At 33.3% G+C, this 26701-nt stretch carries 25 protein-coding genes and 5 pseudogenes; 17 read left to right on the forward strand and 13 right to left on the reverse strand.

The window, feature by feature from the left end; genetic code table 11:
• Position 1 precedes the first annotated feature (1 nt).
• Genes ACCQ42_RS02600 through ACCQ42_RS02615 form a run of 4 tightly spaced genes read right to left on the reverse strand, consistent with a single transcriptional unit; the run spans position 2 to position 4714 of the window.
• Positions 2-658 carry an energy-coupling factor transporter transmembrane component T gene (locus ACCQ42_RS02600; protein WP_010815638.1) on the reverse strand — a complete coding sequence of 219 codons (657 nt, stop codon included), beginning with the start codon at positions 656-658 and terminating at the stop codon, positions 2-4.
• A gap of 1 nt (position 659) precedes the next feature.
• Positions 660-1247 carry an MptD family putative ECF transporter S component gene (locus tag ACCQ42_RS02605; RefSeq protein WP_010815637.1) on the reverse strand — a complete coding sequence of 196 codons (588 nt, stop codon included), beginning with the start codon at positions 1245-1247 and terminating at the stop codon, positions 660-662.
• Between the two features lie 10 nt (positions 1248-1257).
• Complete coding sequence (locus ACCQ42_RS02610; RefSeq protein ID WP_010815636.1) at positions 1258-2976, reverse strand: ABC transporter ATP-binding protein; 1719 nt, start codon at positions 2974-2976, stop codon at positions 1258-1260.
• Positions 2960-4714: an ABC transporter ATP-binding protein gene (locus ACCQ42_RS02615; protein WP_010815635.1), complete on the reverse strand. Its 1755-nt coding sequence runs from the start codon at positions 4712-4714 to the stop codon at positions 2960-2962. Before ACCQ42_RS02615 ends, ACCQ42_RS02610 begins: the two co-directional genes overlap by 17 nt.
• A gap of 153 nt (positions 4715-4867) precedes the next feature.
• Here ACCQ42_RS02615 and ACCQ42_RS02620 point away from each other — a divergent pair, with 153 nt between their 5' ends.
• The 4 genes from ACCQ42_RS02620 (at position 4868) to ACCQ42_RS02635 (ending at position 7798) form a co-directional block, all read left to right on the forward strand.
• Positions 4868-5860, forward strand: a complete 993-nt coding sequence (locus tag ACCQ42_RS02620) for a helix-turn-helix domain-containing protein (protein WP_265237789.1) — start codon at positions 4868-4870, stop codon at positions 5858-5860.
• A gap of 347 nt (positions 5861-6207) precedes the next feature.
• The gene (locus tag ACCQ42_RS02625; protein ID WP_410035276.1) at positions 6208-6567 is read left to right on the forward strand and encodes a hypothetical protein; all 360 of its coding nucleotides are present in this window, start codon (positions 6208-6210) and stop codon (positions 6565-6567) included.
• A 211-nt stretch (positions 6568-6778) separates the two neighbouring features.
• Entirely contained in the window at positions 6779-7189 is a 411-nt protein-coding gene (tnpA, locus tag ACCQ42_RS02630; protein WP_410035277.1) for an IS200/IS605 family transposase, read from the forward strand.
• A 399-nt stretch (positions 7190-7588) separates the two neighbouring features.
• On the forward strand, positions 7589-7798 hold the full coding sequence (locus tag ACCQ42_RS02635) for a plasmid mobilization relaxosome protein MobC (RefSeq protein ID WP_463049209.1): 210 nt from the start codon (positions 7589-7591) through the stop codon (positions 7796-7798).
• A gap of 152 nt (positions 7799-7950) precedes the next feature.
• Here ACCQ42_RS02635 and ACCQ42_RS02640 read toward each other — a convergent pair whose 3' ends face one another.
• Genes ACCQ42_RS02640 through ACCQ42_RS02660 form a run of 5 tightly spaced genes read right to left on the reverse strand, consistent with a single transcriptional unit; the run spans position 7951 to position 12198 of the window.
• Positions 7951-9330, reverse strand: coding sequence for a sensor histidine kinase (locus tag ACCQ42_RS02640; protein WP_410035278.1), 1380 nt, complete (start codon positions 9328-9330; stop codon positions 7951-7953).
• The gene (locus tag ACCQ42_RS02645) at positions 9321-9980 is read right to left on the reverse strand and encodes a response regulator transcription factor (RefSeq protein ID WP_410035279.1); all 660 of its coding nucleotides are present in this window, start codon (positions 9978-9980) and stop codon (positions 9321-9323) included. The genes ACCQ42_RS02640 and ACCQ42_RS02645 overlap by 10 nt, the downstream gene beginning before the upstream one ends.
• A gap of 32 nt (positions 9981-10012) precedes the next feature.
• Positions 10013-10753, reverse strand: a complete 741-nt coding sequence (locus ACCQ42_RS02650; RefSeq protein WP_410035280.1) for a lantibiotic immunity ABC transporter MutG family permease subunit — start codon at positions 10751-10753, stop codon at positions 10013-10015.
• A complete protein-coding gene (locus ACCQ42_RS02655) occupies positions 10753-11493 on the reverse strand; it encodes a lantibiotic immunity ABC transporter MutE/EpiE family permease subunit (RefSeq protein ID WP_410035281.1) in 741 nt (246 codons plus the stop codon). The genes ACCQ42_RS02650 and ACCQ42_RS02655 overlap by 1 nt, the downstream gene beginning before the upstream one ends.
• A gap of 3 nt (positions 11494-11496) precedes the next feature.
• Entirely contained in the window at positions 11497-12198 is a 702-nt protein-coding gene (locus tag ACCQ42_RS02660) for a lantibiotic protection ABC transporter ATP-binding protein (RefSeq protein ID WP_410035282.1), read from the reverse strand.
• 273 nt (positions 12199-12471) lie between these two features.
• On the opposite strand from ACCQ42_RS02660, the pseudogene ACCQ42_RS10300 reads away from it, so the two are divergent.
• The 7 genes and pseudogenes from ACCQ42_RS10300 to ACCQ42_RS02690 form a co-directional block, all read left to right on the forward strand.
• Positions 12472-12615, forward strand: a pseudogene (locus ACCQ42_RS10300) (plasmid mobilization relaxosome protein MobC); the annotation flags it as partial.
• 1 nt (position 12616) lies between these two features.
• A pseudogene (locus ACCQ42_RS02665) lies at positions 12617-12871 on the forward strand (relaxase/mobilization nuclease domain-containing protein); the annotation flags it as partial.
• 193 nt (positions 12872-13064) lie between these two features.
• Positions 13065-13193 carry an LDCC motif putative metal-binding protein gene (locus ACCQ42_RS02670; RefSeq protein ID WP_008901864.1) on the forward strand — a complete coding sequence of 43 codons (129 nt, stop codon included), beginning with the start codon at positions 13065-13067 and terminating at the stop codon, positions 13191-13193.
• Between the two features lie 92 nt (positions 13194-13285).
• Positions 13286-13429, forward strand: coding sequence for a hypothetical protein (locus ACCQ42_RS02675; protein ID WP_005957809.1), 144 nt, complete (start codon positions 13286-13288; stop codon positions 13427-13429).
• A 409-nt stretch (positions 13430-13838) separates the two neighbouring features.
• Positions 13839-13934, forward strand: a pseudogene (locus tag ACCQ42_RS02680) (relaxase); the annotation flags it as partial.
• Between the two features lie 114 nt (positions 13935-14048).
• On the forward strand, positions 14049-14498 hold the full coding sequence (locus tag ACCQ42_RS02685; RefSeq protein ID WP_410035283.1) for a CopY/TcrY family copper transport repressor: 450 nt from the start codon (positions 14049-14051) through the stop codon (positions 14496-14498).
• Between the two features lie 19 nt (positions 14499-14517).
• Positions 14518-16620 (forward strand): heavy metal translocating P-type ATPase, encoded by a 2103-nt coding sequence (locus tag ACCQ42_RS02690; protein ID WP_410035284.1) that lies wholly within the window; start codon positions 14518-14520, stop codon positions 16618-16620.
• Between the two features lie 130 nt (positions 16621-16750).
• On the opposite strand, the gene ACCQ42_RS02695 is transcribed toward ACCQ42_RS02690, so the two are convergent.
• From ACCQ42_RS02695 to ACCQ42_RS02710, 4 genes and pseudogenes are all read right to left on the reverse strand, one after another.
• The gene (locus ACCQ42_RS02695) at positions 16751-17011 is read right to left on the reverse strand and encodes a hypothetical protein (protein ID WP_410035290.1); all 261 of its coding nucleotides are present in this window, start codon (positions 17009-17011) and stop codon (positions 16751-16753) included.
• Complete coding sequence (locus tag ACCQ42_RS02700) at positions 16995-17075, reverse strand: hypothetical protein (protein ID WP_410035291.1); 81 nt, start codon at positions 17073-17075, stop codon at positions 16995-16997. The genes ACCQ42_RS02695 and ACCQ42_RS02700 overlap by 17 nt, the downstream gene beginning before the upstream one ends.
• A gap of 15 nt (positions 17076-17090) precedes the next feature.
• A pseudogene (locus ACCQ42_RS02705) lies at positions 17091-17221 on the reverse strand (helix-turn-helix domain-containing protein); the annotation flags it as partial.
• A gap of 20 nt (positions 17222-17241) precedes the next feature.
• A pseudogene (locus tag ACCQ42_RS02710) lies at positions 17242-17349 on the reverse strand (DNA-binding protein); the annotation flags it as partial.
• Positions 17350-17562: 213 nt separating this feature from the next.
• Between ACCQ42_RS02710 and mgtA the strand changes: the two are divergent.
• The 6 genes from mgtA (at position 17563) to uvrB (ending at position 26484) form a co-directional block, all read left to right on the forward strand.
• Positions 17563-20094 carry a magnesium-translocating P-type ATPase gene (gene mgtA, locus ACCQ42_RS02715; RefSeq protein WP_410035285.1) on the forward strand — a complete coding sequence of 844 codons (2532 nt, stop codon included), beginning with the start codon at positions 17563-17565 and terminating at the stop codon, positions 20092-20094.
• 371 nt (positions 20095-20465) lie between these two features.
• Positions 20466-21773, forward strand: a complete 1308-nt coding sequence (locus tag ACCQ42_RS02720) for an aspartate kinase (protein WP_410035286.1) — start codon at positions 20466-20468, stop codon at positions 21771-21773.
• A 176-nt stretch (positions 21774-21949) separates the two neighbouring features.
• On the forward strand, positions 21950-22288 hold the full coding sequence (locus ACCQ42_RS02725; protein ID WP_106461546.1) for an ArsR/SmtB family transcription factor: 339 nt from the start codon (positions 21950-21952) through the stop codon (positions 22286-22288).
• Positions 22289-22301: 13 nt separating this feature from the next.
• Positions 22302-22526, forward strand: coding sequence for a cation transporter (locus tag ACCQ42_RS02730; RefSeq protein ID WP_106461547.1), 225 nt, complete (start codon positions 22302-22304; stop codon positions 22524-22526).
• Positions 22527-24389: a heavy metal translocating P-type ATPase gene (locus ACCQ42_RS02735; RefSeq protein WP_410035287.1), complete on the forward strand. Its 1863-nt coding sequence runs from the start codon at positions 22527-22529 to the stop codon at positions 24387-24389.
• 136 nt (positions 24390-24525) lie between these two features.
• Positions 24526-26484 carry an excinuclease ABC subunit UvrB gene (uvrB, locus tag ACCQ42_RS02740; RefSeq protein WP_410035288.1) on the forward strand — a complete coding sequence of 653 codons (1959 nt, stop codon included), beginning with the start codon at positions 24526-24528 and terminating at the stop codon, positions 26482-26484.
• The last annotated feature ends 217 nt before the right edge of the window (positions 26485-26701 follow it).

The raw sequence follows: 26701 nt of genomic DNA on the forward strand, positions 1-26701 counted from the left end.
CCTAAAATATAACCATAATTAAAACAACAAATAAAATAACTAATACATCATAAACAGTGAATTTAAAATCAATTATAGTTGTTTTTCTACCTGGATTCTCGACTCCTCGTGTTACAGCTGCCTTAGATAACTCTTCAGACATATCAATTGCAGAATTTATTATAGGTACAACAAATATATCCATGTTTTTAATCATACTAATCCCCCTAATCTTCATTGATTCTCTAACACAATGTATATCTTGTCTTAATGTGGGAAAATATCTATAAGTTATCATAAATGCTAAAATAAAATTTTCTGAGAATTTAAATTTTCTAAAAACTCCTGCAATTCCTCTTACGGTCACCGTTTTGTATAACAATGTTCCTGCCATTATGCAAGGAAAAATCTTCCTTGCATAAGAAACAGGTACAATAAATGTCGTTACAATCCACTTAGGTGAATAGGGAAAAACTAAATAATTTATTATTAAAAAAGTAATAAAAGTTAAATATACTTTTAATCCCGGTTTAAAATTTCCGCAAACTGTCAAAATAATCAACAAATAGCTCATTAAAATTAATTCACTTGCCAACGATCTACTTTTAAAGAAAAATATATTTACTAATAAAAGCAATATTATTGAGGTTCTAGGATCTAATTTTAATCGCTTGAACATTTTAATTTCTCGCCTCAAAATTTTTATATAGAAATGATTTTAAAATCCCACAAGATAATAATCCAAAAACAAATGGTGTTACAATTAATACAATTAACATCGGTGTGTTAATAAAAGTTTTTAATATATTAACATAATCTACTGGCATCCCCATTTTAAGAATTTTTGATATGAATTCATCTTTTAGAATCCATATTTGTGCTGGAGACCCTACCATACCTAATGAAAAGAAAGCATATGAAAGTGAATTCCATTTATAACTGTCATACTTTGATAGGTATCTTATCACTTCTGCCAAAATACTGGCAATTGCTAATGATGCAATTATTATTAAACTAAATTGACCAGTTAAGTAGTATATTATAGCAACAATAGCTCCCATTATTATGACTGCTCCTGTTTTTTTTACTTTTTGAACCATAATCATATATGGTATAGAACCAACTAAGGCTATAAAGCCAGGCATAAGTATCCACATTAATGGATGAAGACCGCCTAAAAGCATAAACCCAAAATTGATTGCAAAATATATTGCAGTAAATATACCTATCGTAATAACATCTTTTCCTTTTAACTTTTTATTATTCATTCTAATCCTCCTAATAAATAAATTCTTCTGCCATTTTTGTTTTTTCTATTAAATTCTTGTAAACTTTTGATTTTTGTAAAAGCTCTTCATGCTTACCTTCGCTTTCTACTCTTCCGTTTTCAAGAACTACTATCTTGTCAGCATTTTCTATGGATTTCATTCTGTGTGAAATGATTACAACAGTTTTATCTTTAATTAAATTATTTAAAGACTCTTGGATTTTCTTTTCATTGTCCACATCTAAACTTGCTGATATTTCATCTAATATAAGTATTGGTGCGTCCTTCAGAAAGGCTCTAGCTATAGAAAGTCTTTGTCTTTCACCACCAGAAAGCTCTGACCCATTTTCTCCTATAACTGTATCTAACCCATTAGGAAGTTTATTAATAAAATCCATACAATTTGCAAGGGTAGCTGCCTTTACAACTTCTTCATCGCTGGCATCTTTTTTACCTATACGAATATTTTCTAATATAGATGAGTTAAATAAAGTAACATCTTGAAAAACAATAGATATTTTCTTAAATAAAGAATCTGTGGAAATGTTTTTTATATCCTTTCCATCTATTAAGATTTGACCTTTATCATAATCATATAATCTTGATATTAATCTTAATATACTTGTCTTTCCAGAGCCGGAAGCTCCAACTAAAGCCGTTACCTCTCCCTGTTTCGCAGTAAAGCTAATGTCCTTTAAAACCTGATTATCATCATAAGAAAAAGCTACATTTTTGAAGACTATATCAAACATATTCAGTTCTACATCTTTACCCTCTTGAATTTTTGTTTCCTTAATCTCCCTAATCCTTTCAACACTTGGATCTATATAGAACACTTCTAATAATCCTTCTTTTGATAAATCGAAAATATCTTTTATCTTTATGGCAGCCATTAAATAACCTAAGAGATATAAAATGTCAATCTCCCCAGATAGAATAAGGCTAATCCCAACAAAACTAACTACTGCAATACTTACAAAGCCAAGAGCAGAGGATAAACCCATTACAAAAAGAGAGCCTTGTTCAACTTTAAGATGTATTTTTTCACTTTCATCCATCTGCATATATAACGAAGACCTCACTTCATCGGATAAGTTAAAACTATTTATTTCTTGTTGAAGTTCAATGGTTTCTTGGAATTTTTCTGAGTTTTCTCTAAGTACCTTGTGATATTTCTTGTTTCCTTTTACCTGCGACTTTTTAGCAATAGGTATTAGTATAAAACTTAAAATAGTTGGGATCATTACTGCAAGCCCCATCTTAAAATTACCTATCATTAACATAATTCCAATTAGTGGGAAAAATAAAACCATTCCTCCTACTTTAGGAATTGAATGACTCATAGCGTGTTCTACTTTTTCCACATCTGCCATAATCGTTTGAGATATATCTGATAAATTATGTTTTGAAAAGTAGGATAGGGGAAGTTTTGATAGAGTTTCTGCAATATCTATTCTTAAATTAGCACTCTCTTCATAAGTTGTAGTATAAAGATCATCATATTCTTTGGCTAACAAAACATACATTAATACTAATGTAACAACAGAAACACCAAAATATAAATAAGGGCTTTTAACATTTTTCAAAATAAGCTCATCTGTTAACATCATTAAAATAAAGGCAGGAACCATATTAATACAGTAGACCAAGAAACTTGATATAGTAGATTTAGTGAGATCTTTAGCCCCTTTATCAGTCAGACAAAAGCGATTTTTATAAAATTTCCTCATCTTTAACCCTCCATTGATTTGCACTGTCATAAAGCTCTAATAATTCCTTATATTTTCCACCTTTTGAAATAAGTTCTTGATCACTGCCTCTTTCAATTATTTCTCCATTCTCTAAAACTAAAATTTCATCAACAGAACGAATACTACTCATCCTATGGGCAATCATAATAACTGTTTTATCTTTCATAAGGTTTTTAAAGGCCTTTTGAAGCTCATACTCATTGTCTGGATCAATAGAAGCACTAGCTTCATCCATAATTACAATTTTAGATTTCTTGAGCATGGCTCTCGCAATAGCAATTCTCTGTTTTTCTCCTCCTGATAAATAGACTCCTTTTGAGCCAATCATGGTATTCTCCCTTTCAGGAAACTTATTTAAAATAACATTACAACCGGCAAGTTCCATAGCCTTCATAACTTCTTCTCTACTTGCCTTTCTATTAGCAAGAGCAACATTTTCGTAAATAGATGTCTTAAAAAGTTTGCTATCCTGAAAAACAAAAGAAATTGTGTTTATTAGAGCATCCTTACTATAAGATTCTAAGGGTCTCTCTCCAATCTTTATACTGCCACTATCTACTTTGTAAAAACCAGATAATAGCTTTACAATAGTCGATTTACCTGATCCTGAATGACCCACCAAAGCATATTTTTTTCCTTCTTCTAATTTAAAAGATAAATTTTCTAGTACTTTGTTTTCATTATAAGAAAAATTCACTTTTTCAAACTCTATATTATAGTTTTTGAAATCACCAATCTCTCCATAATTTAATTTATCTTCATTCATTTTTTTATATAAGTCTTCTAAAGTATCTACAGCATACCTAGCGTTAAAGATGTTCATACTAGCCCACATAATTTTCATAAATGAAACCATCATTACTCCACTTAAAAACAAAATCATGAATAGTTCAACAATAAGCAAATTAGCATTATTAACTTTATTTATGGTAAAAACTAAAGGGATAGACAAAATTGCAATAATTCCAAAAAATATCCATTGATATAGAACATAAGGTTTTTTAGAACTAATTGAGTAATCAAGAGCATACTTAGAATAATCCTTAATCGCCTTATAAAGAGTTTTAAAAGACTCTACAGTAGCTCCGAATATTTTAACAACTTGCATGCCTCTGACATATTCAACTGTTTCACCACTTAAAATTTCTAAGGATTTTTGGTAGTATTCCATGAACTCTCCTCCACCCATCATGTTCTTTAAAATAAGAGCCCCTACTATTGTTAGTATAAGAATAACTAATCCCACTCTGCTACTAATAGAAAAGGCAAGTATTAAAGATAATACTGGAATTAAAAAAGCTTGAGAGTTATCTGGTATCATATGTGCTACTGCCGTATGAGTTTTAGCTGCATTATCATCAATAGTTTTTCTTATAATTCCAGATGGGTTTAAATCATAAAAGCGAAAACTTGCTCCTGTAAGTCCATCTATACCTTTTTTTCTTAAATTAGTTTCTAAGCGAAATCCAAGTTTATGAGAAAAAAAGTTTGACAAAAAGTAAACTAGTGCCCCTATCGTCAAATATAAGACAGCTTGAATGGACAAAGTCCTAGCTACTAATAAATCTCCTTCAACAATTGAACTTCTTAAAAGTTTATACAGTAACGAATATCCGTACACCATTAGAAATGCAGATAGTGCTGATAAAAAAACTGCTATATATCCATTATGTTTTTCTTCAGGCACATAGGAAAAAAGCCTTTTATAAATTTTCATATTTTCCTCCTTTAATATTCCTATTAGATTCAAATTCGCCTGAACGATAATAATTATCATTGCATTTTTATTATACATCAGTTATAATTACTAATACAATAGTTTTGAATTAATAAGGCTAATTGGAATATTGTCTAAAAGGGATAGTGTATTATGACATATTATGATTTTGTAAAAGAATATATGAACGTAGATGAATGTAAAAATAATAAGAAATATTCAAGTGCAGGGCATACATTTTGTTGGAGTAAAGATGATTCAATTAATGCAGAAGGCCTATATTGGTTTTATGAAGGAAATGGATTTATTATTGATATCCACGATTTTTATATCAAAGAAGAAGTTATTCAAAATAGTACTTATAGTATGGAAAACTATGTTTCGATATGCTCTAGCTATATTGTAAGTGCAAACGGCGAAAAATTTAACCCTTATCAAACTTTGACGCCAAACTCCTTATATACTCTTGATTTTGACAATATAGAAGATGACTTTCTATTTTTATTACACGAGAATAGTTACTATCTCACTGTTTCTGTTGGATTTAAAAGAGAACTTTTAGAAAAGCACCTGTCATCCATTAATATCGATCTTGAATCCTTTTATAGGGCTTTACTTCAAACAAATCAAATAATACTTACAAAGTCATTAGAAAAAGTAGCAATGGAAATATTAAATTGTAAGATGGACGCTCCTGCCGCTGATTTTTTCTTTAAAGCCAAGGCAAATGAGTGGATAAGTATAGTAATCGATACCTACTTAAATAGAAAAAAATATAAAATTGAGTCTGACGATAATAAAGCACTTGAAGATGTATCCAGGTTTTTAGATGATCATTTTGCCATGACTGTAAATCAGGAAACCCTTGAAAAAATATCTAAAATGAGCGGAACAAAATTAAAGAATTTGTTTAAAGAAAAATATGGTCAAAGTATTACAGAATACACCCAAAGAAAAAGAATGAATGTAGCTGAAACTCTTCTGTTAAATACTAAACTTCCTATAAAGGAAGTAGCAGAATCTGTTGGATATACATCCCATAGCAAATTTTCCATTTATTACAAAAGATACAAGGGAAAACTTCCTAGTGAAGTTCGTCATTTAGCTTGCAAGGATCACAAGTTAAAATGCGATTATTGTGATTAAGTATTTTTTTTACAAGCAATATTTTTGTATGAGTTTAAGTGGATATGCATATCTGACCTAAATATATAAGATTAAAAAAATGAGCAAAAAAAATAAAGGCAGCCCAAAAACTGCCGATATTTATCTCTCTGCACCTTTGCTATGTTCTTTCTTATTTGACTTAGCTTTGTCGTCTGTTTTAAAGTTTTTTATTTGCCCTAATGTAGACTTTTATCTTTATCTTGACTTTTTACTTATTTTTTACTTTTAAGAGCTTAGAAGACAAAAATAGATATTATATTAAAACAATATTTATCCGGTACTGGGACTGGGACGGGACTAAAAATCTGAAAACGTCCTATAATTAGATGGATTTAGTGATACTAGAAAAAATAGAATCTAGTATTTTGAATGGTTTGGGATATATCGTACGTTTGGAAAAGAAGAATGGGAATAAAGTAACACATAGGAGGTATAATATGACTTATATAGAATATATAATACAAGCATTAAGTAATCTTGGTGGAAAAGCTCACTATTCTGACTTGTATAATGAATTTGAGCGTATCTCAGGAAAAAGAATGACAAATGGTGTTAAAGCGGCAATTAGAGCTGAAATTGAAAGGAATTCATCTGATAGTACTCAATTTAAAGGAGAAAGAGATCTTTTTTATTCTGTAGATGGATTAGGTAATGGAACTTGGGGACTTAGATCTTATAAAAAATAATTTTATAATTTATCGTGAAAAATTAGACCGTAGGCTTAGGCTACGGTCTTTTTACTGTTTACTTAAGTGAGTTGAGCGAACGAAAGAGAGCGAAACAAAAAACCACCTGCTATGCAGGTGGAGGGACTTCGCTTTAGATTCAAGCACCAATAAAACCTCCTTAAAGTATAATTGTGATAGTCATATGCACAATTAAATAAGGAGGTTAGACTTGGATAAAAATACTTTATCACATGCAAGCTGGAGATGCAAATATCATATAGTTTTTGCACCAAAATATAGAAGACAAGTAATATATAGGCAACTACGAAAAGATATAGGAAGTATACTACGAGAACTATGTTCAAGAAAAGGAATAAATATAATTGAAGCAGAGCTATGTCCAGATCATGTTCATATGTTGGTAGAAATTCCGCCAAAGTGTTCAGTATCACAAATAATGGGATACTTAAAAGGAAAAAGTTCGTTAATGATATTCGACAGACATGCAAATTTGAAATATAGATATGGAAATAGACACTTTTGGTGTAGAGGATATTATGTAGATACTGCAGGCAGAAACGAAAAGAAAATAAAAGAATATATACAAAATCAATTAAAAGAAGATTATTACACAGAATAAATAAGTATAAAGGAATACTATGACCCGTTTACGGGTGAGTCAGTAAATAAAAACGAATAAAAAAACTGCTTCAGCAGTAGTTGGGAAAGTGGTGCATGTGATGGAATATTCGGAGCCCCAATAGGGGAGTGCCGGTATTTGCGCCTTATAGGCGCTGCACAAACTACCAGCTAATCTGGTAGTTTTGATTTGTGGAGTCGCTGAATGGGACCCCCAATTACAAAGTAATTTTCAAGTATGATAGTGACCCACTCAAACGAAGAGAATGAAAAATGGCTACTGGTACTCAAATGGTACTGGAAGTAAAAAAGAATATTTAAAATAATAGTTCCAAGTACTTTATATGAGGACAAAAAGTTAGACCGTAGTTTCAAGCTGCGGTTTTTTTGCTTACATATTATGAGAATTAATTTAATTAAAAATCTCCAATGGTCACTTTCAAATGCAACAAATAATATAAACCAGATTGCAAAAGCAACTAATACAACGGGAGTCATTTATAAGAAAGATATTGAATATATGAGAGAAAAAATAGAAAAATTGGCAAAAGATATATGGGATATACATTCCCTACTTCTTAATAAATCAAAAGAAAGTTATGGTATTTAGTATGACAATTACAAAAATACATCCAAGAAAATCAACTCTAAATTTAGTAATAGATTATAAAACTAAGAGTGAAAAAACTGATGAAAGTGCTTTTTGAAAGATATACAAACTCCACACACATAAAATTCATAAATGCAAGAAAAAAGAACACCTTATTCTTGAGTATTCTTTACTGGCAATAATATGCTGACTTTAGCCCCACATTCATCAGTTCTATTTTCTAAAATAAGACTTCCTCCATGCATCTTAATAATTTGTTCTGCAACAAATAAGCCTATACCATAGTTTTCTTTTGAATGCCTACTTTTGTCTCCTTGATAGAATTGATCTGTTGCATATAATAGGTCTTCACCTGTAAAACCATGTCCTTGATCAAGTATTGATATTTGAAGATTATCATTCTTGGAACTTATAAGTAGCTTAATGGTTGAGTTTTTAGGACTGTTTTCTTCTGCATTACTAAGAATATTTAGAAAGGCTCGTTCAAAATTTTTTAAATCTACTATTAAAAAATCATTCTTATAGCTAATATCTTCTAAAAAATTTAACTTATAAGTTGTTGTAAATTCTTTAGCTAGTTTTTCAATGTTTTCGACAAATTTTTCTGTCTTAATTTCAAGAAAATTCAATTCATTTGCTTGATCAGATTTATTAACAAGTATTAAAGTTTGGATATATTTATCAATACGGCTTGTGTTTTTTCTAATATAATTTAGATATGTTTGCTGTTCTTCTGTTAGGTTTGTTTCTCCTAATAATTCTGAGTTTCCCTTTATAATTGAAACTGGAGTTTTTATATCATGGCTTAATGCTGAAATCTGATTTCTTTTTTTCTCTTCCTCTCTCCAATTTGTTATTAAAGATTCACTTAACCCTAACTTTATTTTTTCTAAACTTTCTAATATTACGTTAAATTCCTGAACATTTGACTTTTTAACTTGAAAATCTAAGTTTTGTTTCCTGATTTCTTCCGAAGCTTCTAGCAAAGGATTTAATTCTTTTGATATTTTCTTTGCCCAAATTAATGTGATAGTAATAATACTAATAAAACAAAATATTATCAGTAAGATTAGTAATAAAATATTTATTTGTGGTAGATGCTTTTGCATCCAAGGGTTTCTATAATAAGGTTTTAGCTTATAAGCTACTAGTACATATCCATCTGATCTTTGTATTTCCATAAAAGATAAGTTGGAATTAGAATTACCAGAGCCCTTATGGTAGTTAAAGGCTATATCTTGGATATTCTTATTCATATTTGTTTCTATAACTTTTTCGTCTTTTGATAGAAATAGATAAGATGTATTATCTGGAAGTAATGATTTTTCGAAATTTTTTGAAGTAGCAATATCTGTTCTTTTTTCAAGAATTAAATTCTCAGTATAGTTCGCAGGAAATATCCACTTAAATTGATAAGAAGCTGATATAAAAGCTAGGATTAATAAAACGGAGATTGCTAGTCCTAGTGCAATACTTAACAAATATTTAAAAAGTATATTTTTAAGAAATTGACCTTTTGATTTTAATTCCATTTATATCCGATCCCCCATACTGTTTCAATTGGATTTTTATCATATTTTTGAAATTTTGCCCTAATATTTTTTATATGTTCCGATATTGCAGATGCATCTCCTATACCATCAAATCCAAAGATAAGCTCATATATTTGGTCTCTTGAAAATACTTGTCCTTTTCTTTTTGCTAGTAATTCTGAAATTTGATACTCGGATTTTGTTAAATGAACTTTTTCATCTCCTACAAAAACTTCATTTGAAGATAAATCAAATCGAATTTCACCAAGATTTAAACTAGTGTGTCGTTCTCTTTTTTCTCGTCTTAAATGGGCTTCAATACGAGCTAGGAGTTCCGCTGCACCGAATGGTTTTGTGATGTAATCATCTCCTCCAATTAATAAGCCTTCAACTATATCTTCTTCCATAGTTTTCGCTGTTAAAAAAAGAATAGGGCAGTCTACTTTAGCTCGAATATCCTTACAGAAACTAATTCCGTCAATACCTGGCATCATCACATCAAGTAGAATCAAATCATATTTACTAAGTTTACTATTATCAACGTCTAAAGGGTTTTGATATACATCGACCTTATGGTTGTTCTTTTTTAAAATGTTTTTTATTAGATCAAGCATATCTAGTTCGTCATCAACTGCAAGAATTAAAGACATTTTATCACCTCCTAATTTTAAATTAAAAACTTTTATTCACTAACAGATTTCCCATCCCACTTATTAAACCAAATTATTGAGGAAATAAATAGGATTAAGATAACAAACAAGGCTACAAAGCTCCAAATTCTCAACTCCTTATAAAAATAGGAAGGATCCGAAACTTTGCGCATAATAATATACATAGCTGGAAGTCTAGATGACCACGTACAAGGAATAAAATACCAAATACTATCACCGATGACAGTCATTGAAAGTAAAGCAACCAATGTTTCTAGAAAACCTAATCCAATAGATACACCACTACTTAATACGATTGATACCCAAAGATGAATCATGTATAGAGAAAGGCTGCTAATAACAATTAGGGAAAATTCAATAAGCCAATCTAAGGTATTTTGATAGCCAGTTAGTACTGCAAAAATTATAATAGCTAAAGTAAGAGAAATAACAAATCCCAATTCTAGTACAAGGAGTTTTCCTAGATAAGCCTTAGTTCTAGATTTTGTAGTAGATAAAAGCGTTTGAAAATTTCCAGCACCCATTTCCATATCAACTACTTTTGAACTTATCAAACTTAATATTATTGGTATTACCGCTCCTAAAAGTACAAAATAAGTTTGTATTATATCGCTTTCTTCAAAATTTTTTAATCCTGTGGTTTTTAATGCCACATAAAATAGTAAAGAATAGGCTATAGGTAAGACTATGTGAATCCAAGGGAGCCAGGTGCCTTTAATTTTGTATATTTCTGATTTTATTATATTTATCATTACTTTACCTCTTGTTTTGAAAACCATTTTGCACTTATCATTGTTAGTAAGGTAAATAGACATATAGATAAAATACAAGGAATAAGTAACGATGTGTTTGATATCATTGGATTTGATGCTTCTATTAAAATACCACTTGGTAGAATATGCATAACAGGAACCATTAACCTAATTCCCCAAGAATATGGGCAATAAATCCAAAAAGCACCGTCAGACAACAATATTCCTGATCCTAAACCTAATACTGCATTTATTGTAATGCTTGCTATAAAGCCAAATTTTTTTGCCAAGAAAAAACATAGAGGGACTTGCCAAATATTAGTTATTATTAGTAAGAAACTTGCAAATAGTAATGTGGAAAATCCATAGTTTGGTGTTAATTGCCCACCAATTAAAAATTGAAAAATATACACTCCTAGCATATGAATTATAGCAGCAATACTCATATAAACAAATGCTGTAATTATTTTTGAAACCCATAACTTTTTGAGATTAATATTTAGAGGAAAAACTGCTCTGTAGTTTAATTTTCTACTTTCTTTTCTATCCATCATTGCTGGTATTAAGGCAAAAGTTGCTGGCATTATTATGACATACCACCAGTTATAGGAATTAGCAGTGAAATAACTTGGCATAAGAAAGAGTGACAACAAGATTAAAGATATTGGCATAATAACTAATAACTTTTTCAAGAAAGTGCCCTTATGTTTTAAATTTTCTGCAAGAATATAAGATATCATTTTTTACACTCCCATTCCACTTTTTATAACATTCATAAAAAGTTCTTCTAAATTGTCATCATGATTAATAATGTTTTGATATTGCAATTTTCCATTATTAATAATCCCAATATGCTCAGCAGTTTGTTCAACTTCTGCTAAAATATGACTAGACAAAATAACGGTTATTCCTTTTTCTGGGAAAGATCTTATTAAATTACGTAATTCTTGAATTCCTAGAGGATCAAGTCCGTTTGTTGGTTCATCTAAAATCAAAAGCTTAGGATTGTTTAATAAGGCAATGGCGATACCTAGCCTTTGTTTCATCCCTACAGAAAATTGACCACTTTTCTTTTTACCAGTATCTTTTAAACTTACTATTTCCAAAATTTCATCAATCCTAGAATCTGGTAACCCTAGTAGGAGTGTCCTTACTTTTAAATTTTCCCTAGCTGATAAGTTCTCATACAAGGCAGGCATTTCTATCAAGGCACCAATATCCGACAAATCATCACGACTCCACTCATGACCCTCAAAAAAGATTTGACCAGATGTTTTATGAATCATTCCAGTAATCATCTTCAATGTAGTCGATTTACCTGCTCCGTTAGGTCCTAGCAATCCATATATAGAATTTTCTTTTATTTTTAAAGAAATACTATCTACTGCTTTTTGTTTACCAAAAGTTTTAGTAAGATTTTTTGTTTCTAATATCAATTTGTCCATATAAATGAACCTCCTCTTCATTTTATAAACTTAGTATAAAATACAAAGTTAAGGATTCCATAAGGAAGATAAGTTTCTTTAAAATTAATAGATTGCTTTTACCTTTATTGTCCGGTACTGGGACTAAAATGGTATTGTAAGTAAAAAAGAATAAATTGAATAATAGTTCCAAGTACTTTACATGAGGATAAAAAGTTAGACCGTAGTTTCAATCTACGGTCTTTTTGAGTGTATATTACGAGGATTAATTTATTTAGAGATCTCCAATGAATACTTTCAAATGCAACCAATACAACGGGAGTAATTTACAAGAAAGATATTGATTATATGAGAGAAAAAATAGAAAAATTATCAAAAGAAATATGGCAGATTTATTCACTGCTTCTTAATAAATCAAAAGAAAGTTCTGGTGATTAGTATGGCAATTACAAAAATACATCCTATAAAATCGACTCTAAATTTGGCAATAGATTACATTACTAAGAGTGAAAAAACTGATGGAAAAATTTTAGTATCTTCATTTAAATGTCACCCAGCTACTGCACATATTCAATTTTTGAAAACATGAGAAGATAATGATACTAAAGGTGCAGTTTTGGCTACACACTTGATTCAATCCTTTCTACCAGGAGAGGTTGATCCTATAAAAGCTCACGAAATTGGAATGGAAATATGAAAAAAAGAACACACTTATGCAAGAGTATTCTTTAAATAAAGAACAATTTTACGACCTTGTTCAGTATAGGAAAAACTATGAAAATTATTATGGGAAGGAAGTGGAGAGATAAAAAATTGAAAAAATAATTTTTTTCTGGTATAAACATTATTGTAGAAAATTTACAAATAATTACCCGAGGAGGTAAAATATGAAAATCTTTGAATCAATAAAAAATAGATGGAAAAAATTCTTGAAAAATCTAGCAGAAGAAAATAAAAAATCTTTTGGAAATGAAAGATTAGATTGTTGTTCAATGAACAAAAGAGAATATAAATAAAGAAAAAAATGACCATGGTGGAGACTGTGTAAAATTTTGTGTATAGAAACCTCCTGATTAGGGTAAGTAAAAACTAATCAGGAGGAATTTTTATGCCCAAAAAAGACCAGAAACAAAAAGAAGCAAAAATGTTAATTGAAGAATATCAGCCTCAAAGCGTACAAGATATTCAAGAAGCTCTAAAAGACCTTCTAGGCGATACAATGGAAGAACTTTTGAAAGCAGAATTAGATTAGCATTTACACTATGAATATGGAGAAAAATCACTATCATTAAATACAAGAAATGGTACTAGTAAAAAAACAGTTAGATCATCATATGGACATATAGAATACGAGGCTGGGATTAAATCTTATCCCAATTATCAACCCTTACCCTTATATCAGGATTTAGGTTGATACACAAAATTATTTACAGACCCGCAAAAAGGGGCTGTTGCAGAATGAATAAATCGTCCCAAATCGCTAGAGGAACCTTGTGAAAAATTTTGCCTCCACGAGCCGGCAGGCTAGGCCAAAAATTTCTCACAAGAACCCTCTAGCGATGGGACGATAGTTATTCATAGTTTTGCAACAGCCCCTTCTACTTGCCACCTAAAAGACTCTCTAAATCAGTTTTCTAAAATCCCTAATTCAATGAGCCTTTATGCAAGAGTATTCTTTGAATAAAGAGCAATTTTCTGACCTTGTTCAGTATAGGAAAAACTATGAAAATTATTATTGGATAGAAGTGGAGAGATAAAAAGCTATAAGCGTTGCTTACATTTATTAAAAATACTTGACAATATAAGTTTACAAGAGTAAACTTATATTAAGTATTAAGTCTACACTCGTAAACGATAAGGAGGGAAAGACAATGGGTGTAATAGTATACAATACTCATATCACAGATGCTGAATGGGAAGTTATGCGTGTGGTTTGGGCAAATGATCGAGTAACTAGTAAAAAAGTTATATCCGTATTGCAAGAAAAAATGGACTGGACACAGTCCACTATCAAAACGATCTTAGGTCGATTAGTTGAAAAAGGCGTACTAAATACAGAGCAAGAAGGTAGAAAGTTTATTTACACTGCCAATATTGAAGAGAAAGAAGCCGTAAGGGATTATGCAGAAGATATTTTTAACCGTATTTGCAATAAGAAAGTCGGAAATGTAATAGGAAGCATCATTGAAGATCATGTTTTAAGCTTCGATGATATAGATAGACTAGAAAAAATATTAGAGATGAAAAAATCTTTCGCAGTAGAAGAAGTGGATTGCAATTGCCCAGAAGGACAATGCGAGTGTCATTTACATCATCATTAGGCATAAGGAGGAATTTAAAATGAACAATAACAACAAACATTCATCCCACAGTCACCATAATCATGGCGACATGGATCATTCAAAACATGAGCAGGGAATCACAGATGAACATGGAGACCATAAAAATCAACATCACGACCATCATGCTGGTCATGACCACAGTGGGCATAGTGGGCATGACCACCATCATCACGGTAACTTTAAGGAACTTTTCTTAAAGTCATTGCCACTAGGAATCATTATTATGCTCTTATCCCCTATGGCTGGGTTTGACCTACCATTCCAGTTTACTTTTCCATATTCTGATATTGTAGTAGCTATTTTATCTACTATATTAATTATTTATGGTGGACGTCCATTCTATCAAGGGGCAGTTGACGAATTTAAACAAAAAGAACCTGGAATGATGGCTCTCGTTTCTTTAGGTTTAAGTGTTTCATATTTATATAGTGTTTATACTGTAATAGCAAGCTACGTAACAGGTGAACAAATTATGGATTTTTTCTTTGAATTTGCTTCATTACTATTAATCATGTTATTAGGTCACTGGATTGAGATGAAAGCTATTGGAGAAGCAGGAGACGCACAAGCAGAATTGGCTAAGTTAGTGCCGAAAGATGCTCACGTTGTGTTAGAAGACGATTCAATTGAAATACGTCCAGTTGCTGACTTAAAGGTAGGTGATTTAATTCGAGTTCAAGCTGGAGAAAATGTGCCAGCAGATGGAACTATCGAGCGTGGAGAATCACGTCTAAATGAAGCTCTTTTGACTGGAGAATCTAAATCAATTAAAAAAGGTCCTGGCGATGAAGTAATCGGAGGCTCAACAAATGGAGAAGGGGTTCTTTATATTAAAGTGAATGAGACAGGCGATCAATCCTTCATCTCTCAAGTTCAGAATTTAATCAGCCAAGCTCAAAGTCAGCCTTCCAGAGCAGAAAATATTGCTCAAAAGGTTGCAGGGTGGCTCTTCTATATTGCGGTCATTGTCGCACTAATAGCTTTTGTAGTATGGATGCTTATAGCGGACATCCCAACGGCAGTAAAATTTGCTATCACAACATTAGTTATAGCTTGTCCTCACGCTTTGGGTCTAGCTATTCCATTGGTCACCGCTCGTAGCACAAGCTTAGGGGCAAGTCGAGGCTTACTAGTAAAAGACCGAGAATCTTTAGAAATAGCTCAAGATGCAGATGTGATGATTTTAGATAAGACAGGTACTTTAACAACAGGTGAGTTTAAAGTATTAGATGTAAAACTTCTTAATGAAAAATATACAAAAGAGGAAATCATTTCACTATTGGCAGGTATTGAAGGAGGGTCTAGTCACCCTATTGCTCAATCAATTATAAGCTTCGCCGACCAAGAAGGTATAAGTCCAGTATCCTTTGATTCCATTGATGTAATTTCCGGTGCTGGCGTAGAAGGTAAAGCCAATGGGCACCAATACCAATTAATCAGTCAGAAAGCATACGGACGTAATCTAGATATGGATATTCCAAAAGGAGCAACCCTCAGTGTCTTAGTAGAAAACGATGATGCCATTGGTGCTGTAGCTTTGGGGGATGAATTAAAAGCAACCAGTAAAGAGTTAATAGAAGCTCTTAAAAAGAACAATATAGAGCCAATTATGGCAACAGGTGATAATGAAAAAGCAGCTCAAGGCGCGGCAGAAAATCTAGAGATTGAATATAGATCAAATCAATCTCCACAAGACAAATATGAGTTAGTAAAAACACTTAAAGATGAAGGAAAAAAAGTTATCATGGTAGGTGACGGTGTCAATGATGCTCCTTCTCTTGCCTTAGCAGATGTTGGTATAGCTGTAGGTGCTGGAACCCAAGTGGCATTGGATTCAGCTGATGTCATCTTGACTCAATCTGATCCAGGAGATATTGAATCGTTCATTGAATTAGCACACAAAACAACTCGTAAAATGAAACAAAACCTCTTTTGGGGAGCCGGTTATAACTTTATAGCTATCCCTCTAGCTGCAGGAATTCTGGCTCCTATTGGTATCACATTAAGCCCTGCATTAGGAGCAATCCTAATGTCTGTGTCAACAGTCATCGTCGCCATTAATGCTATTTTATTAAGTTTAGATTCAAAAAATAATGGTTAGCAGATCGAATGATTGAAACTCCTTAAAGTATCAAGATACAATAGTTTTACAGGAGAAAAAGAGATGTAAGTACTGGCTCTTTGTAAAATCGTGTTGGTAGAAGTAGACGATTTTTCTACCAACACGATTTTTAATTTATTATAGAATTGATTTCTTTTAAAATCATAAAAGCACCTATTTCAACACTTTTATAGCTTGTTATTCTATTTTCTTGTAGAATATCAATTAAATTATTCATGTTAGAATATGACAAATGGTTTTCTGGCTCTTCAATTAAAATTATTTTATCTTTATTTGTATTAATATTATTTAAAGCAAGCTCAGTTTTTGATAAGCATCGTAGCCCTCTACCATCATTGGAATATGGAATACTATCAAATTCCGTTATCATACTTGATTCCCATTGACTTATATTCAATAATATCTCCAATATCACATTGAAAATACTCACAAATCTTTCCTAATGTTTATAGACTTACATTTTCGTCTATTCCTATTTTTGCTATTGTCTTTGGTGTTGTTGGGATTGAACATTGTAAGTCTGTTTTTTCATATTTTTATATATTAATAACTTCCATAATTTGTTATATGAAAATCCCATATCATTTTTCAATTCTATATTTTACCTTTGTTATCAATGCTTGTTTTTACTTGACCAAATATTTTAACAAAATCTCCTTTCTTTATATTCTCTAAATCTTTTGTCTTATATCCATAGGCTGGATAATTACCAAGTAATATATTTAGATTTAAACCCACAAAGCAAAAAGTAAAAATGAAGTAAATTCGAAGTGAGATTAATTTGAAAACTTCCTATAATTAGGTAGATTTAGTGATAATAGAAAAATATAAAACTATACCAGCTTAGTTCTAAAGCTAAACTGGTATTTTTAATTGCTTTTTATTGCCTTTGGAATATATTTTAATTAACTAGGAGGCAGTATGAAAGATTTTTGGTCATATGATAAAGATTATGTTTTAAAAAGCTTAGATTCAAGTGAGGCTGGCCTATCAAGCAAGCAAGCTTCTGATAGAATTGAATCTTATGGGAAAAATGTTTTTAAGAAGAGGAAGTCGGAATCTCAATTTATGATTTTCTTGTCTCAATTTAAAAGCCCAATAACAATGATTTTGATCTTTGCGGCTATCTTGTCGATTTTTATGAAGGATTATTCAGATGGGATTATTATCTTGATTATTATAATGATTTCTTCAATTTTAAGCTATCTTCACGAAAGCAAGGCCAAGGATGCTGTAAAAAAGCTCCTTTATTCGGTAAGTGTTACTTCTTCTGTCCTAAGAGATGGGAAATTTGTTGAGCTTGATAATGCAGATTTGACTTTTGGTGATATTATTAGCGTTAAAACTGGCGATATGATTCCTGCTGATTGTTTGCTACTTGAGGGCAATTCTCTTTCAACTGACGAATCAAGCCTTACAGGTGAGACCTTTCCAGTGGAGAAGATAAGCGGGAAAATCCCTGCCAATACTACTTTATCTGAGAGGAAAAATGTCCTTTGGATGGGCACCCATGTGATTAGCGGGTCTGGCAAGGCTGTAGTAGTGAATTTGGCAAAAGATTCAGAATTTGGCAAGATTACTGCATCCCTAAGCCAAAAGGACTCTGATACAGACTTTGAGAAGGGGATAAAGGATTTTGGATCTTTAATTTTGCATGTCACAAGCCTTTTAATTGGCCTTATATTTATATTTAATATCATTTTAAATAAGCCTTTCTTAGAATCCTTTATGTTCGCCCTGGCTCTTTCTGTTGGCCTCACACCTCAGATGTTGCCAGCCATAATCAGTGTAAACCTATCCCAAGGTGCCAAGAGGATGTCTGAGGAAGGTGTCATTGTCAAAAAATTAAATGCAATAGAAAATTTCGGGTCAATGACTATTATGTGCTCTGATAAAACTGGCACAATAACAAAGGGCAAGGTCAAGCTTGATAGCGCCTTAAATTTCAATGGAGAAAAATCAGGAGATTTAAGTAAATTTGCGGCCATCAATTCATATTTTCAAGAAGGCTATGCAAATCCGATTGACCAGGCTATTTTAAGTGCGAACAAAGAAGACTTTTCTGCCTACAAGAAGCTATTTGAAATACCCTACTCTTTTGAAAATAAAATACTAAGTATACTAGTAAAAACTGGTCCTGATTTATCAAATAAAAATCTTATGGTAACTAAGGGAGCCTTTGAAAGCATTGTAAATATAAGCAAATTTTATGAGAAGGCCGACGGTTATGTTGGAAAAATTGATGAGATTAAAGACCAAATATTTGACTTATTTTCTAAGTTCTCAAGTCAGGGTTTTAGGGTCTTGGGTCTTGCTTATAAGGATTTAAGCGGTGAGTCTGATTTTGAAAATGAGAAGGCAGAAGACATGATTTTTAAAGGATTTTTGCTCTTTATTGACCCATTAAAGGAAGATATCAAAGAAGTCATAAGTCAGATGAATGACCTAGGTGTCGCATTGAAAATGATAACAGGCGACAATTGCGAAATTGCCAAAAATATCGGAAGCCAGATAGGCCTAGATCCAGAAAGAATCTTGCTTGGTCAAGATTTAAGTTCATATTCTATAAGCCAGCTAAACAAAAAAGTCCTAGACATAGATATATTTGCAGAAATTAGTCCAAATCAAAAGGAAAAAATAATAAGAGCCTACAAAGAAGCTGGAGAAATCGTAGGTTATATGGGCGATGGCATAAATGATGCACCAGCCATAAAGCAAGCTGATGTGGGCATATCAGTAGATACAGCAGCCGACACTGCCAAAGATGCAGCCTCAATTGTACTTTTACAAAATAGCCTAAGAGTATTATTATCTGGAATAAAAGAAGGCAGGAGAACCTTTATAAATACCTTGAAATACATATTCGTCGCAACAAGTGCGAACTTTGGAAATATGTTTTCAATGGCAGGGGCGAGTATTTTCTTAAAATTCCTACCCCTCTTGCCAAAACAAATTCTTCTAACAAACTTATTGACAGACTTCCCATCCTTGCAAATAGCCTCAGACTCAGTAGATAAATCTTGGTTAGAAAAGCCAGTGAAATGGGATATGAAATTTATCAAAAAATTCATGATAGTCTTTGGCATCACATCATCACTCTTTGACTACCTAACATTTTTCGTCTTAATCTTCATCTTCAAATCCGACGAGAAACTCTTCCAAACAGGCTGGATGCTAGAATCAGTCATCTCAGCCATGATAGTCATGCTAATAGTAAGAACAGCAAGACCAGTAATAAAAAGCAAACCAAGTAAGGGCCTACTAATAGCAATATTAAGCGTAAGTATAGTATTAATTTCAATAATATATAGCCCAATAAATTCCTACCTAGGCCTAGTAAAATTACCACTAAAAGCACTCGTATCCATGCTAGGAATATCCATAATATATGCCCTATTTGCAGAAGTTTTGAAGAGAAAATTCTATAAACACAATTCATTTTCTAGAAGATAAGGATAAGGTGCTTTTAAAATAGATTTATGGCATAAATTAAGAGTTAGAAAAATAATATGTTCGCATATAAAAAAGTGGTTGTCAATTATAAGTTGACAACCAATCAATCAATATGCCAGCATAAGGAGAGAAAATATTTAGAAATATAAATTAAAAATTTGCTTAAGACCGGTGATTTTCGCCGGTTTTTTCTGTAAGATTTTTTATTATTGATTACTTCAAGATAAGAACCCTTTTACCACTTTAACAAAGTTATCTAATAATTGACAAGTGGAATTATAAATGTATAATTTTTTTAATTGCTTTATCATACTATTTGGATGTATGATTTTAATTTTGATTAAATTATTTTTTATATTAAGGGGAAGAAGATGAAAGTTGTTAAATTTGGGGGAAGTTCTTTGGCTGATTCTACTCAGCTTAAGAAGGTTAAGGATATTATTTTTGCAGACAGTGACCGCAAATATATTGTTGTTTCTGCGCCTGGTAAGGGTGTCAATAACAACCACAAGGTCACTGATCTATTGGCTATGTGTCACCAGCTAAGTGACCATGATTTAAATTTTAATGAGGTTTATAGGATTATTGAGGATATTTATAAAAATATTGTCGATGACCTGGGCCTTGCTATTGATATTGACGCTATTCTTGCTGAGGTGAAGGAAGAGATTACAAATGGGGCTTCTTATGATTTTGTTGTTAGTCGTGGGGAGTATATGAGTGCTAGGGTTTTGGCTTCCTTTATTGGTTATGACTTTGTGGATGCCAAGGATTTGATTACTTTTAATGATGGGATTTTGGATTTGGAGAGGTCCCAGGCTGATATTAAAGATATTTTGGCTAAGCATGATAGGGCTGTTATCCCTGGATTTTATGGTCAGGAAAATGGCGAGATTATGACATTTTCTCGTGGAGGGTCTGATGTGACGGGCTCTGTTATTGCTTCAGCTGTTGATTGTAAGATGTATGAGAATTTTACTGATGTGTCTGGATTTTTGGTTGCTGATCCTAGGATTGTCAAAAATCCAAAGCCTATTGGTACCATTACCTACAAGGAGCTTAGGGAGCTATCTTATATGGGGGCTAATGTCCTTCATGAAGAGGCGATTTTCCCTCTTAGGGATAAAAATATTCCGATTAATATTAAAAATACTAATAAACCGGATAAGCCTGGAACTCTTATTGTTTCAAACTGTGATGTCAAAAATAAAAATATTCTTACAGGTATTACTGGCAAGAGGGACTTTACTTCTATTACTCTAGAGAAGGTAAATATGAACAGTGAGAAGGACTTTTTTAGGAAGCTTACCACTGTTTTTGAGTCTAACGATATTTCAATTGAGCATATGCCTTCGGGTATTGATACGGTTTCTGTTCTTGTGGCAGATTCCTATATTACCCCTAAGCTAAATAAGGTCCTTGAAGAATTACAAATCTATTTGGATATAGATAGCCTATCTTGGGAGAGGGATATTTCTCTTATTGCAGTAGTTGGCCGAGGCATGATTAATGAGAAGGGTGTTTCAGCCAGGACTTTTACTGCTCTTGCTAAAGAAGGTGTTAATATCAAGATGATTAGCCAGGGCTCTAGCGAGCTTAATATTATTATCGGCATAGAAACTCAAGATTTTGAAAGGGCAATCCGCTCTATTTATGACGAATTTTATGGAGAAAAGTAAGACAATTTAGAATTTGTCTTCGTATATAGTTGATTAGTTTTAAATAAATTTTAACTACCCCCACTAAGACCATTTTAGCCTTGGATGTGGGATTTTTTATTGTCTTACTATTGACTTTTATTTTATATATGCTATAATATTCATATGAACAAACAAACATATGAAAGGTGACTAATATGAATATTAAAAATATCTCGGATAACATTTTGGCTGATTTGGCCGATTTGTTCAAGATTTTCTCAGACTCTACCAGGATGAGGATTATGTATAGGCTTTTTGAGGGGCCTGTGAGTGTGGGGGATATTGCTGAAAGTCTTGATATGAGCCAGTCGGCTATTAGCCACCAGCTTAGAAATCTTAAGGAGAATAATCTCGTTAAGGCCGAGAGGGATGGCAAGTCTATGATGTATAGCTTGGCTGATGACCATGTCAAGATTATCATTGCGACTGGCCTTGACCATGTTTGTGAAGATGATAAGAATTGTGCAGAGTGCGAAGAAATTTGTGAAGAATAATTAGGAGGATTTTATGAAGAAGAAATATATTATTGAAGGTTTGGATTGTGCTAATTGCGGAGCTAAGATTGAGGAGGCCATCTCTAAGATGGATGGGGTTAATTCTGCTAGCGTGTCTTTTTTGACTGAGAAGGTTAAGCTTGATTTGGCTGATGATATAGACCTTGAAGCTTTCCTTAAAGAGGCTAATGAGATTGCCGATAGGATTGAACCAGGGTCTGTGATTAAGGAGAAATAGATGTTTAAGTCAATGACTAAGGACCATAAGAAAGAGCTTTATAAGCTGATTCTTATTGGCCTTGCTAGTTTTGGGCTTGCCTTTGCGACAGGCCATAAGCACAATGATATTGGTCATCCTAATTGGGGTGTGCTTTTAGCTTTTCTTCTCTTATATTTAATAGCGGCTGCTGATGTTTTAAAGGCTGCCTTTGAGGGAATTAAGAGGGGCCAGGCCTTGGATGAGAATTTCCTTATGACCATCGCTACCCTTACAGCCTTTATCATAGGAGATTATATCGAGGCCATTGCCGTTATGGTTTTTTATGGCTTTGGAGAGCTATTTGAAGAGATTGCTACCCACCGTTCTAAGGAAAATATCAAGGACCTGCTTGACCTAGTGCCTGATCTTGCTAATAGGGTTCTGGAGGATGGATCTATCGAAGAGATTGACCTTGATGATGTAGAAGTGGGCGATGTGCTCATGGTTCGTGATGGTGAGAAGGTCGGTGTCGATGGCTTTGTAATCGAGGGCAGGGCCCTGGTTGATACTTCTTCTGTAACAGGTGAGTCTATGCCTGTTGAAATTGAGCCAGGTAGCGAAATTATTTCCTCATCTATTGTCACAGATGGGATTATAAAATATAGGGCAGAGAAGGAATTTGACGATTCTGTAGCTGCCAAGATTATAGAACTTATTGAGGATTCACACACAGCAAAATCTGATAGCGAAAAGCTTATTACAAGATTTGCCAGGATTTACACACCAATTGTAGTCGCCCTTGCAGGCTTAGTTGCCATTGTTCCACCGCTTTTTATGGGTGGAGCTTGGTCAGATTATCTCTTTAGGGCTGCAACCTTCCTTGTATTATCATGTCCATGTGCCCTTGTCTTGTCTGTACCACTTTCCTTTATGTCAGGCTTGGGACTTGCTAGTCGTGAGGGGATTTTGGTTAAGGGTAGCCAATACTTTGAAGATTTGAAGGTGGCTGATATTCTCCTTACTGATAAGACAGGAACTCTAACTACAGGAGAATTTGTAGTTAAGGACATAGTTTATTATGATGTTGATGATAAGGATGAGCTTTTAGATTTTATTTACAATCTAGAAAAGATGTCTACTCATCCACTTGCCCAAGGCATAGTTGCTTCCCTTAATAGAGAAGAAAATCCTGATTTATTTGAAGATGTTGAAAATGAAAAGGGTCTTGGCATAAAGGCTAGGACTAAGGATGGCAGAGAGATAAAAATTGGCTCAGCAAGGTATGTAGCCTATGAGGGCGATGTGACAGACAGGGCTGTATTTTTAGCCATAGATAGTAAGCTTGCTGCAAAGATTATCGTAGAAGATGAGATAAAAAAAGGTGCTAAGGAGACTATTAACTTTCTTAAGGGTCAGTTTAAGGAAGTTGGAGTTGTATCTGGAGATAGCGTCTTTGCTGTAAAAGACTTGGCTGACAAACTTGATATTGATATTTACCATGGTGAGGTTATGCCAAAAGATAAGCTTGAAATCATGAAGGCCTACCAGGATGCTGGCCACAAGGTCGTTTTTGTTGGTGATGGTATAAATGATGCACCAGTTCTTAAAAATTCTGATATAGGTATTTCAATGGGAGAAACTGCATCAGATCTTGCCATAGAATCATCAGATATCCTTATAGCAAATGGACAATTTAGCCAACTTGAAAGGCTGATGAAGATAGCTAATATAACCAATTTGACAGTTGTGCAAAATATTGTATTTATAATGACAGTTAAAATTTTAATCTTAATCCTGGGCCTATTTGGATATGCTTCAATGTGGCTAGCCATAATCGGAGATGTGGGAGTGTCAATTGCCGCCATCCTCTGGGCTATGAGGATACTTAAAAAGAACCTTTAGGGGTTCTTTTTTTGACCACAGACCTAAGTCTTTCAATCATTGAAAACTTCCTATTTCCTAGTATAATACAAGGGTATAAATGTATGAAATTTAAAGGCCTTTTAGGTCTTTTCCTTTATAAAGATTGAGAGATGTTATGAAATTTAAGCTTAATTCAGAATACAAACCACGTGGAGACCAGCCGGAGGCTATTAAAGAGCTTTCTGATGGGATTCTTGCTGGCAAGAAGGACCAGATCCTAAGAGGGGTAACAGGCTCTGGTAAGACCTTTACCATGGCCAACATTATCGAAAAGGTCCAAAGACCTACCCTAGTCCTTGCCCACAACAAGACCCTTGCCTACCAGCTTTTTACAGAGTTTAAGGAGTTTTTCCCAGACAATGCTGTAGAATATTTTGTTTCCTATTATGATTATTACCAGCCAGAGGCCTATGTGGCTGCAACTGATACCTACATTGCCAAGGACTCATCCATCAACGATGAGATTGACAAAATGCGCCACTCTGCGACCATGGCTCTTTTTGAGCGTAGAGATGTTATAATTGTGGCATCTGTCTCCTGTATTTATGGTCTGGGAGATCCGATTGATTACAAAAAGCTAGTCGTATCCCTAAGACCTGGCCAAGAAATAAGCCCGGCAGGGGTAATGAAAAAGCTTATTGACGTCCAATATGTGAGAAATGACGTGGACTTTGACAGGGGGACCTTTAGGGCTAGAGGCGATATCCTTGATATCTACCCAGCAGGTTTTGACCAAAAGGCTATCAGGGTTGAATTTTTTGGAGATGAAATCGACCAGATTTCAGAATTTGATCCCCTAACAGGTAAGGTCCTATCAAAGCTTTCCCACGGCTATATTTACCCTGCCAGCCACTACGCCACCACAAGCGAAAAGACTGAAAGAGCAATAATTACAATAGAAGAAGAGCTAGAAGAGAGAATCAAGGAATTTGAAAGCGAAAATAAATTATTAGAGGCTCAAAGAATCGAACAGAGAACCAGATATGACATAGAAATGCTCAAGGAAATCGGATTTTGCTCAGGGATTGAAAATTATTCAGCCCACCTATCTCAAAGACCAAGGGGGTCAAGGCCTTACACCCTAATCGACTATTTTCCAAAAGACTTCGTCCTAATGGTAGATGAGTCCCACGTATCAATTCCTCAAGTAGGAGGCATGTATGCAGGGGATAGGTCCAGAAAGCAAAATCTAGTAGATTACGGATTTAGGCTACCTTCAGCCCTAGATAATAGACCACTCAAATTTGAAGAATTTGAAAAGCTAATCAACCAGACAATTTATGTCTCAGCAACACCAGGCCCATACGAGATGGAAAAAACAGGGGGCAAGATTGTCGAGCAAATAATAAGGCCAACAGGACTACTAGACCCACTTGTAGAAATAAGACCAACAGAAAATCAAATAGATGACCTTATAAATGAAGTCTACAAGACCATTGAAAAGGGAGACAGGGTCCTTGTCACAACCCTAACCAAGAAAATGGCCGAAGACCTCACAGACTATTTAACAGAAAAGCAAATCAAGGTCAAATACCTCCACTCAGACATAAAGACCATCGAAAGAAGCGAGATAATAAGAGAGCTAAGGTTGGGAGAATTTGACGTCTTAGTAGGCATCAACCTCCTAAGAGAGGGATTAGATATACCAGAAGTATCCCTAATAACAATCCTAGATGCCGACAAGGAAGGTTTCTTAAGAAGCGAAACCTCCCTAATCCAAACCATAGGAAGGGCCGCCCGAAACTCAGAAGGCAGGGTAATAATGTATGCCGACCGCATAACAGGATCAATGCAAAAGGCAATAGATGAAACAGAGCGTAGAAGAAAAATCCAAGAAGCCTTCAACAAAAAACATAATATTACCCCAACCACCATTAGGAAAAACATAGGCGAAATAATCCAAGTAACCAAAAAAGCAGAAGATGTAGAAGAAATCCAAGAAATAAACAGGGCAGAAATAGAAACAATCTTAATAAACATGGAAGCAGAAATGTACAAGGCTGCAGAAGAGCTTGATTTTGAAAGAGCAGCAAAACTAAGAGACCAAATTAAAAAAATGAGAGAAGATTTCTGATTCAAGATAAGAATATTTCTAATCCAAGATTAGAATATTTTAGGGGATTTTCCCCTAGAACCCCTTCTTTTCTTATACAATATGAGATTATTATTTACTATTATCCTTCGTAATTTTGTCTTATAATAAATGTTTGTCATCAAGCTGATGACTTCGCCAAAGGGGGAGGGCCAAGGACCCTTTCGCATGGGTCTGTAGGACTCCCCAAAAGTTGTAG

Source organism: Anaerococcus kampingae, from assembly GCF_046365475.1.
GTDB classification, from domain to species: domain Bacteria; phylum Bacillota; class Clostridia; order Tissierellales; family Peptoniphilaceae; genus Anaerococcus; species Anaerococcus kampingae.

Bases quoted from the DNA above. Each gene is read 5' to 3' on its own strand.
- ACCQ42_RS02600 (WP_010815638.1), bottom strand. From the start codon at position 658: ATGTTCAAGCGATTAAAATTAGATCCTAGAACCTCAATAATATTGCTT.
- ACCQ42_RS02605 (WP_010815637.1), bottom strand. From the start codon at position 1,247: ATGAATAATAAAAAGTTAAAAGGAAAAGATGTTATTACGATAGGTATA.
- ACCQ42_RS02610 (WP_010815636.1), bottom strand. From the start codon at position 2,976: ATGAGGAAATTTTATAAAAATCGCTTTTGTCTGACTGATAAAGGGGCT.
- ACCQ42_RS02615 (WP_010815635.1), bottom strand. From the start codon at position 4,714: ATGAAAATTTATAAAAGGCTTTTTTCCTATGTGCCTGAAGAAAAACAT.
- ACCQ42_RS02620 (WP_265237789.1), top strand. From the start codon at position 4,868: ATGACATATTATGATTTTGTAAAAGAATATATGAACGTAGATGAATGT.
- ACCQ42_RS02625 (WP_410035276.1), top strand. From the start codon at position 6,208: ATGGATTTAGTGATACTAGAAAAAATAGAATCTAGTATTTTGAATGGT.
- ACCQ42_RS02635 (WP_463049209.1), top strand. From the start codon at position 7,589: ATGAGAATTAATTTAATTAAAAATCTCCAATGGTCACTTTCAAATGCA.
- ACCQ42_RS02640 (WP_410035278.1), bottom strand. From the start codon at position 9,330: ATGGAATTAAAATCAAAAGGTCAATTTCTTAAAAATATACTTTTTAAA.
- ACCQ42_RS02645 (WP_410035279.1), bottom strand. From the start codon at position 9,980: ATGTCTTTAATTCTTGCAGTTGATGACGAACTAGATATGCTTGATCTA.
- ACCQ42_RS02650 (WP_410035280.1), bottom strand. From the start codon at position 10,753: ATGATAAATATAATAAAATCAGAAATATACAAAATTAAAGGCACCTGG.
- ACCQ42_RS02655 (WP_410035281.1), bottom strand. From the start codon at position 11,493: ATGATATCTTATATTCTTGCAGAAAATTTAAAACATAAGGGCACTTTC.
- ACCQ42_RS02660 (WP_410035282.1), bottom strand. From the start codon at position 12,198: ATGGACAAATTGATATTAGAAACAAAAAATCTTACTAAAACTTTTGGT.
- ACCQ42_RS02670 (WP_008901864.1), top strand. From the start codon at position 13,065: ATGAAAATCTTTGAATCAATAAAAAATAGATGGAAAAAATTCTTGAAA.
- ACCQ42_RS02675 (WP_005957809.1), top strand. From the start codon at position 13,286: ATGCCCAAAAAAGACCAGAAACAAAAAGAAGCAAAAATGTTAATTGAA.
- ACCQ42_RS02685 (WP_410035283.1), top strand. From the start codon at position 14,049: ATGGGTGTAATAGTATACAATACTCATATCACAGATGCTGAATGGGAA.
- ACCQ42_RS02690 (WP_410035284.1), top strand. From the start codon at position 14,518: ATGAACAATAACAACAAACATTCATCCCACAGTCACCATAATCATGGC.
- ACCQ42_RS02695 (WP_410035290.1), bottom strand. From the start codon at position 17,011: ATGATAACGGAATTTGATAGTATTCCATATTCCAATGATGGTAGAGGG.
- mgtA (WP_410035285.1), top strand. From the start codon at position 17,563: ATGAAAGATTTTTGGTCATATGATAAAGATTATGTTTTAAAAAGCTTA.
- ACCQ42_RS02720 (WP_410035286.1), top strand. From the start codon at position 20,466: ATGAAAGTTGTTAAATTTGGGGGAAGTTCTTTGGCTGATTCTACTCAG.
- ACCQ42_RS02725 (WP_106461546.1), top strand. From the start codon at position 21,950: ATGAATATTAAAAATATCTCGGATAACATTTTGGCTGATTTGGCCGAT.
- ACCQ42_RS02730 (WP_106461547.1), top strand. From the start codon at position 22,302: ATGAAGAAGAAATATATTATTGAAGGTTTGGATTGTGCTAATTGCGGA.
- ACCQ42_RS02735 (WP_410035287.1), top strand. From the start codon at position 22,527: ATGTTTAAGTCAATGACTAAGGACCATAAGAAAGAGCTTTATAAGCTG.
- uvrB (WP_410035288.1), top strand. From the start codon at position 24,526: ATGAAATTTAAGCTTAATTCAGAATACAAACCACGTGGAGACCAGCCG.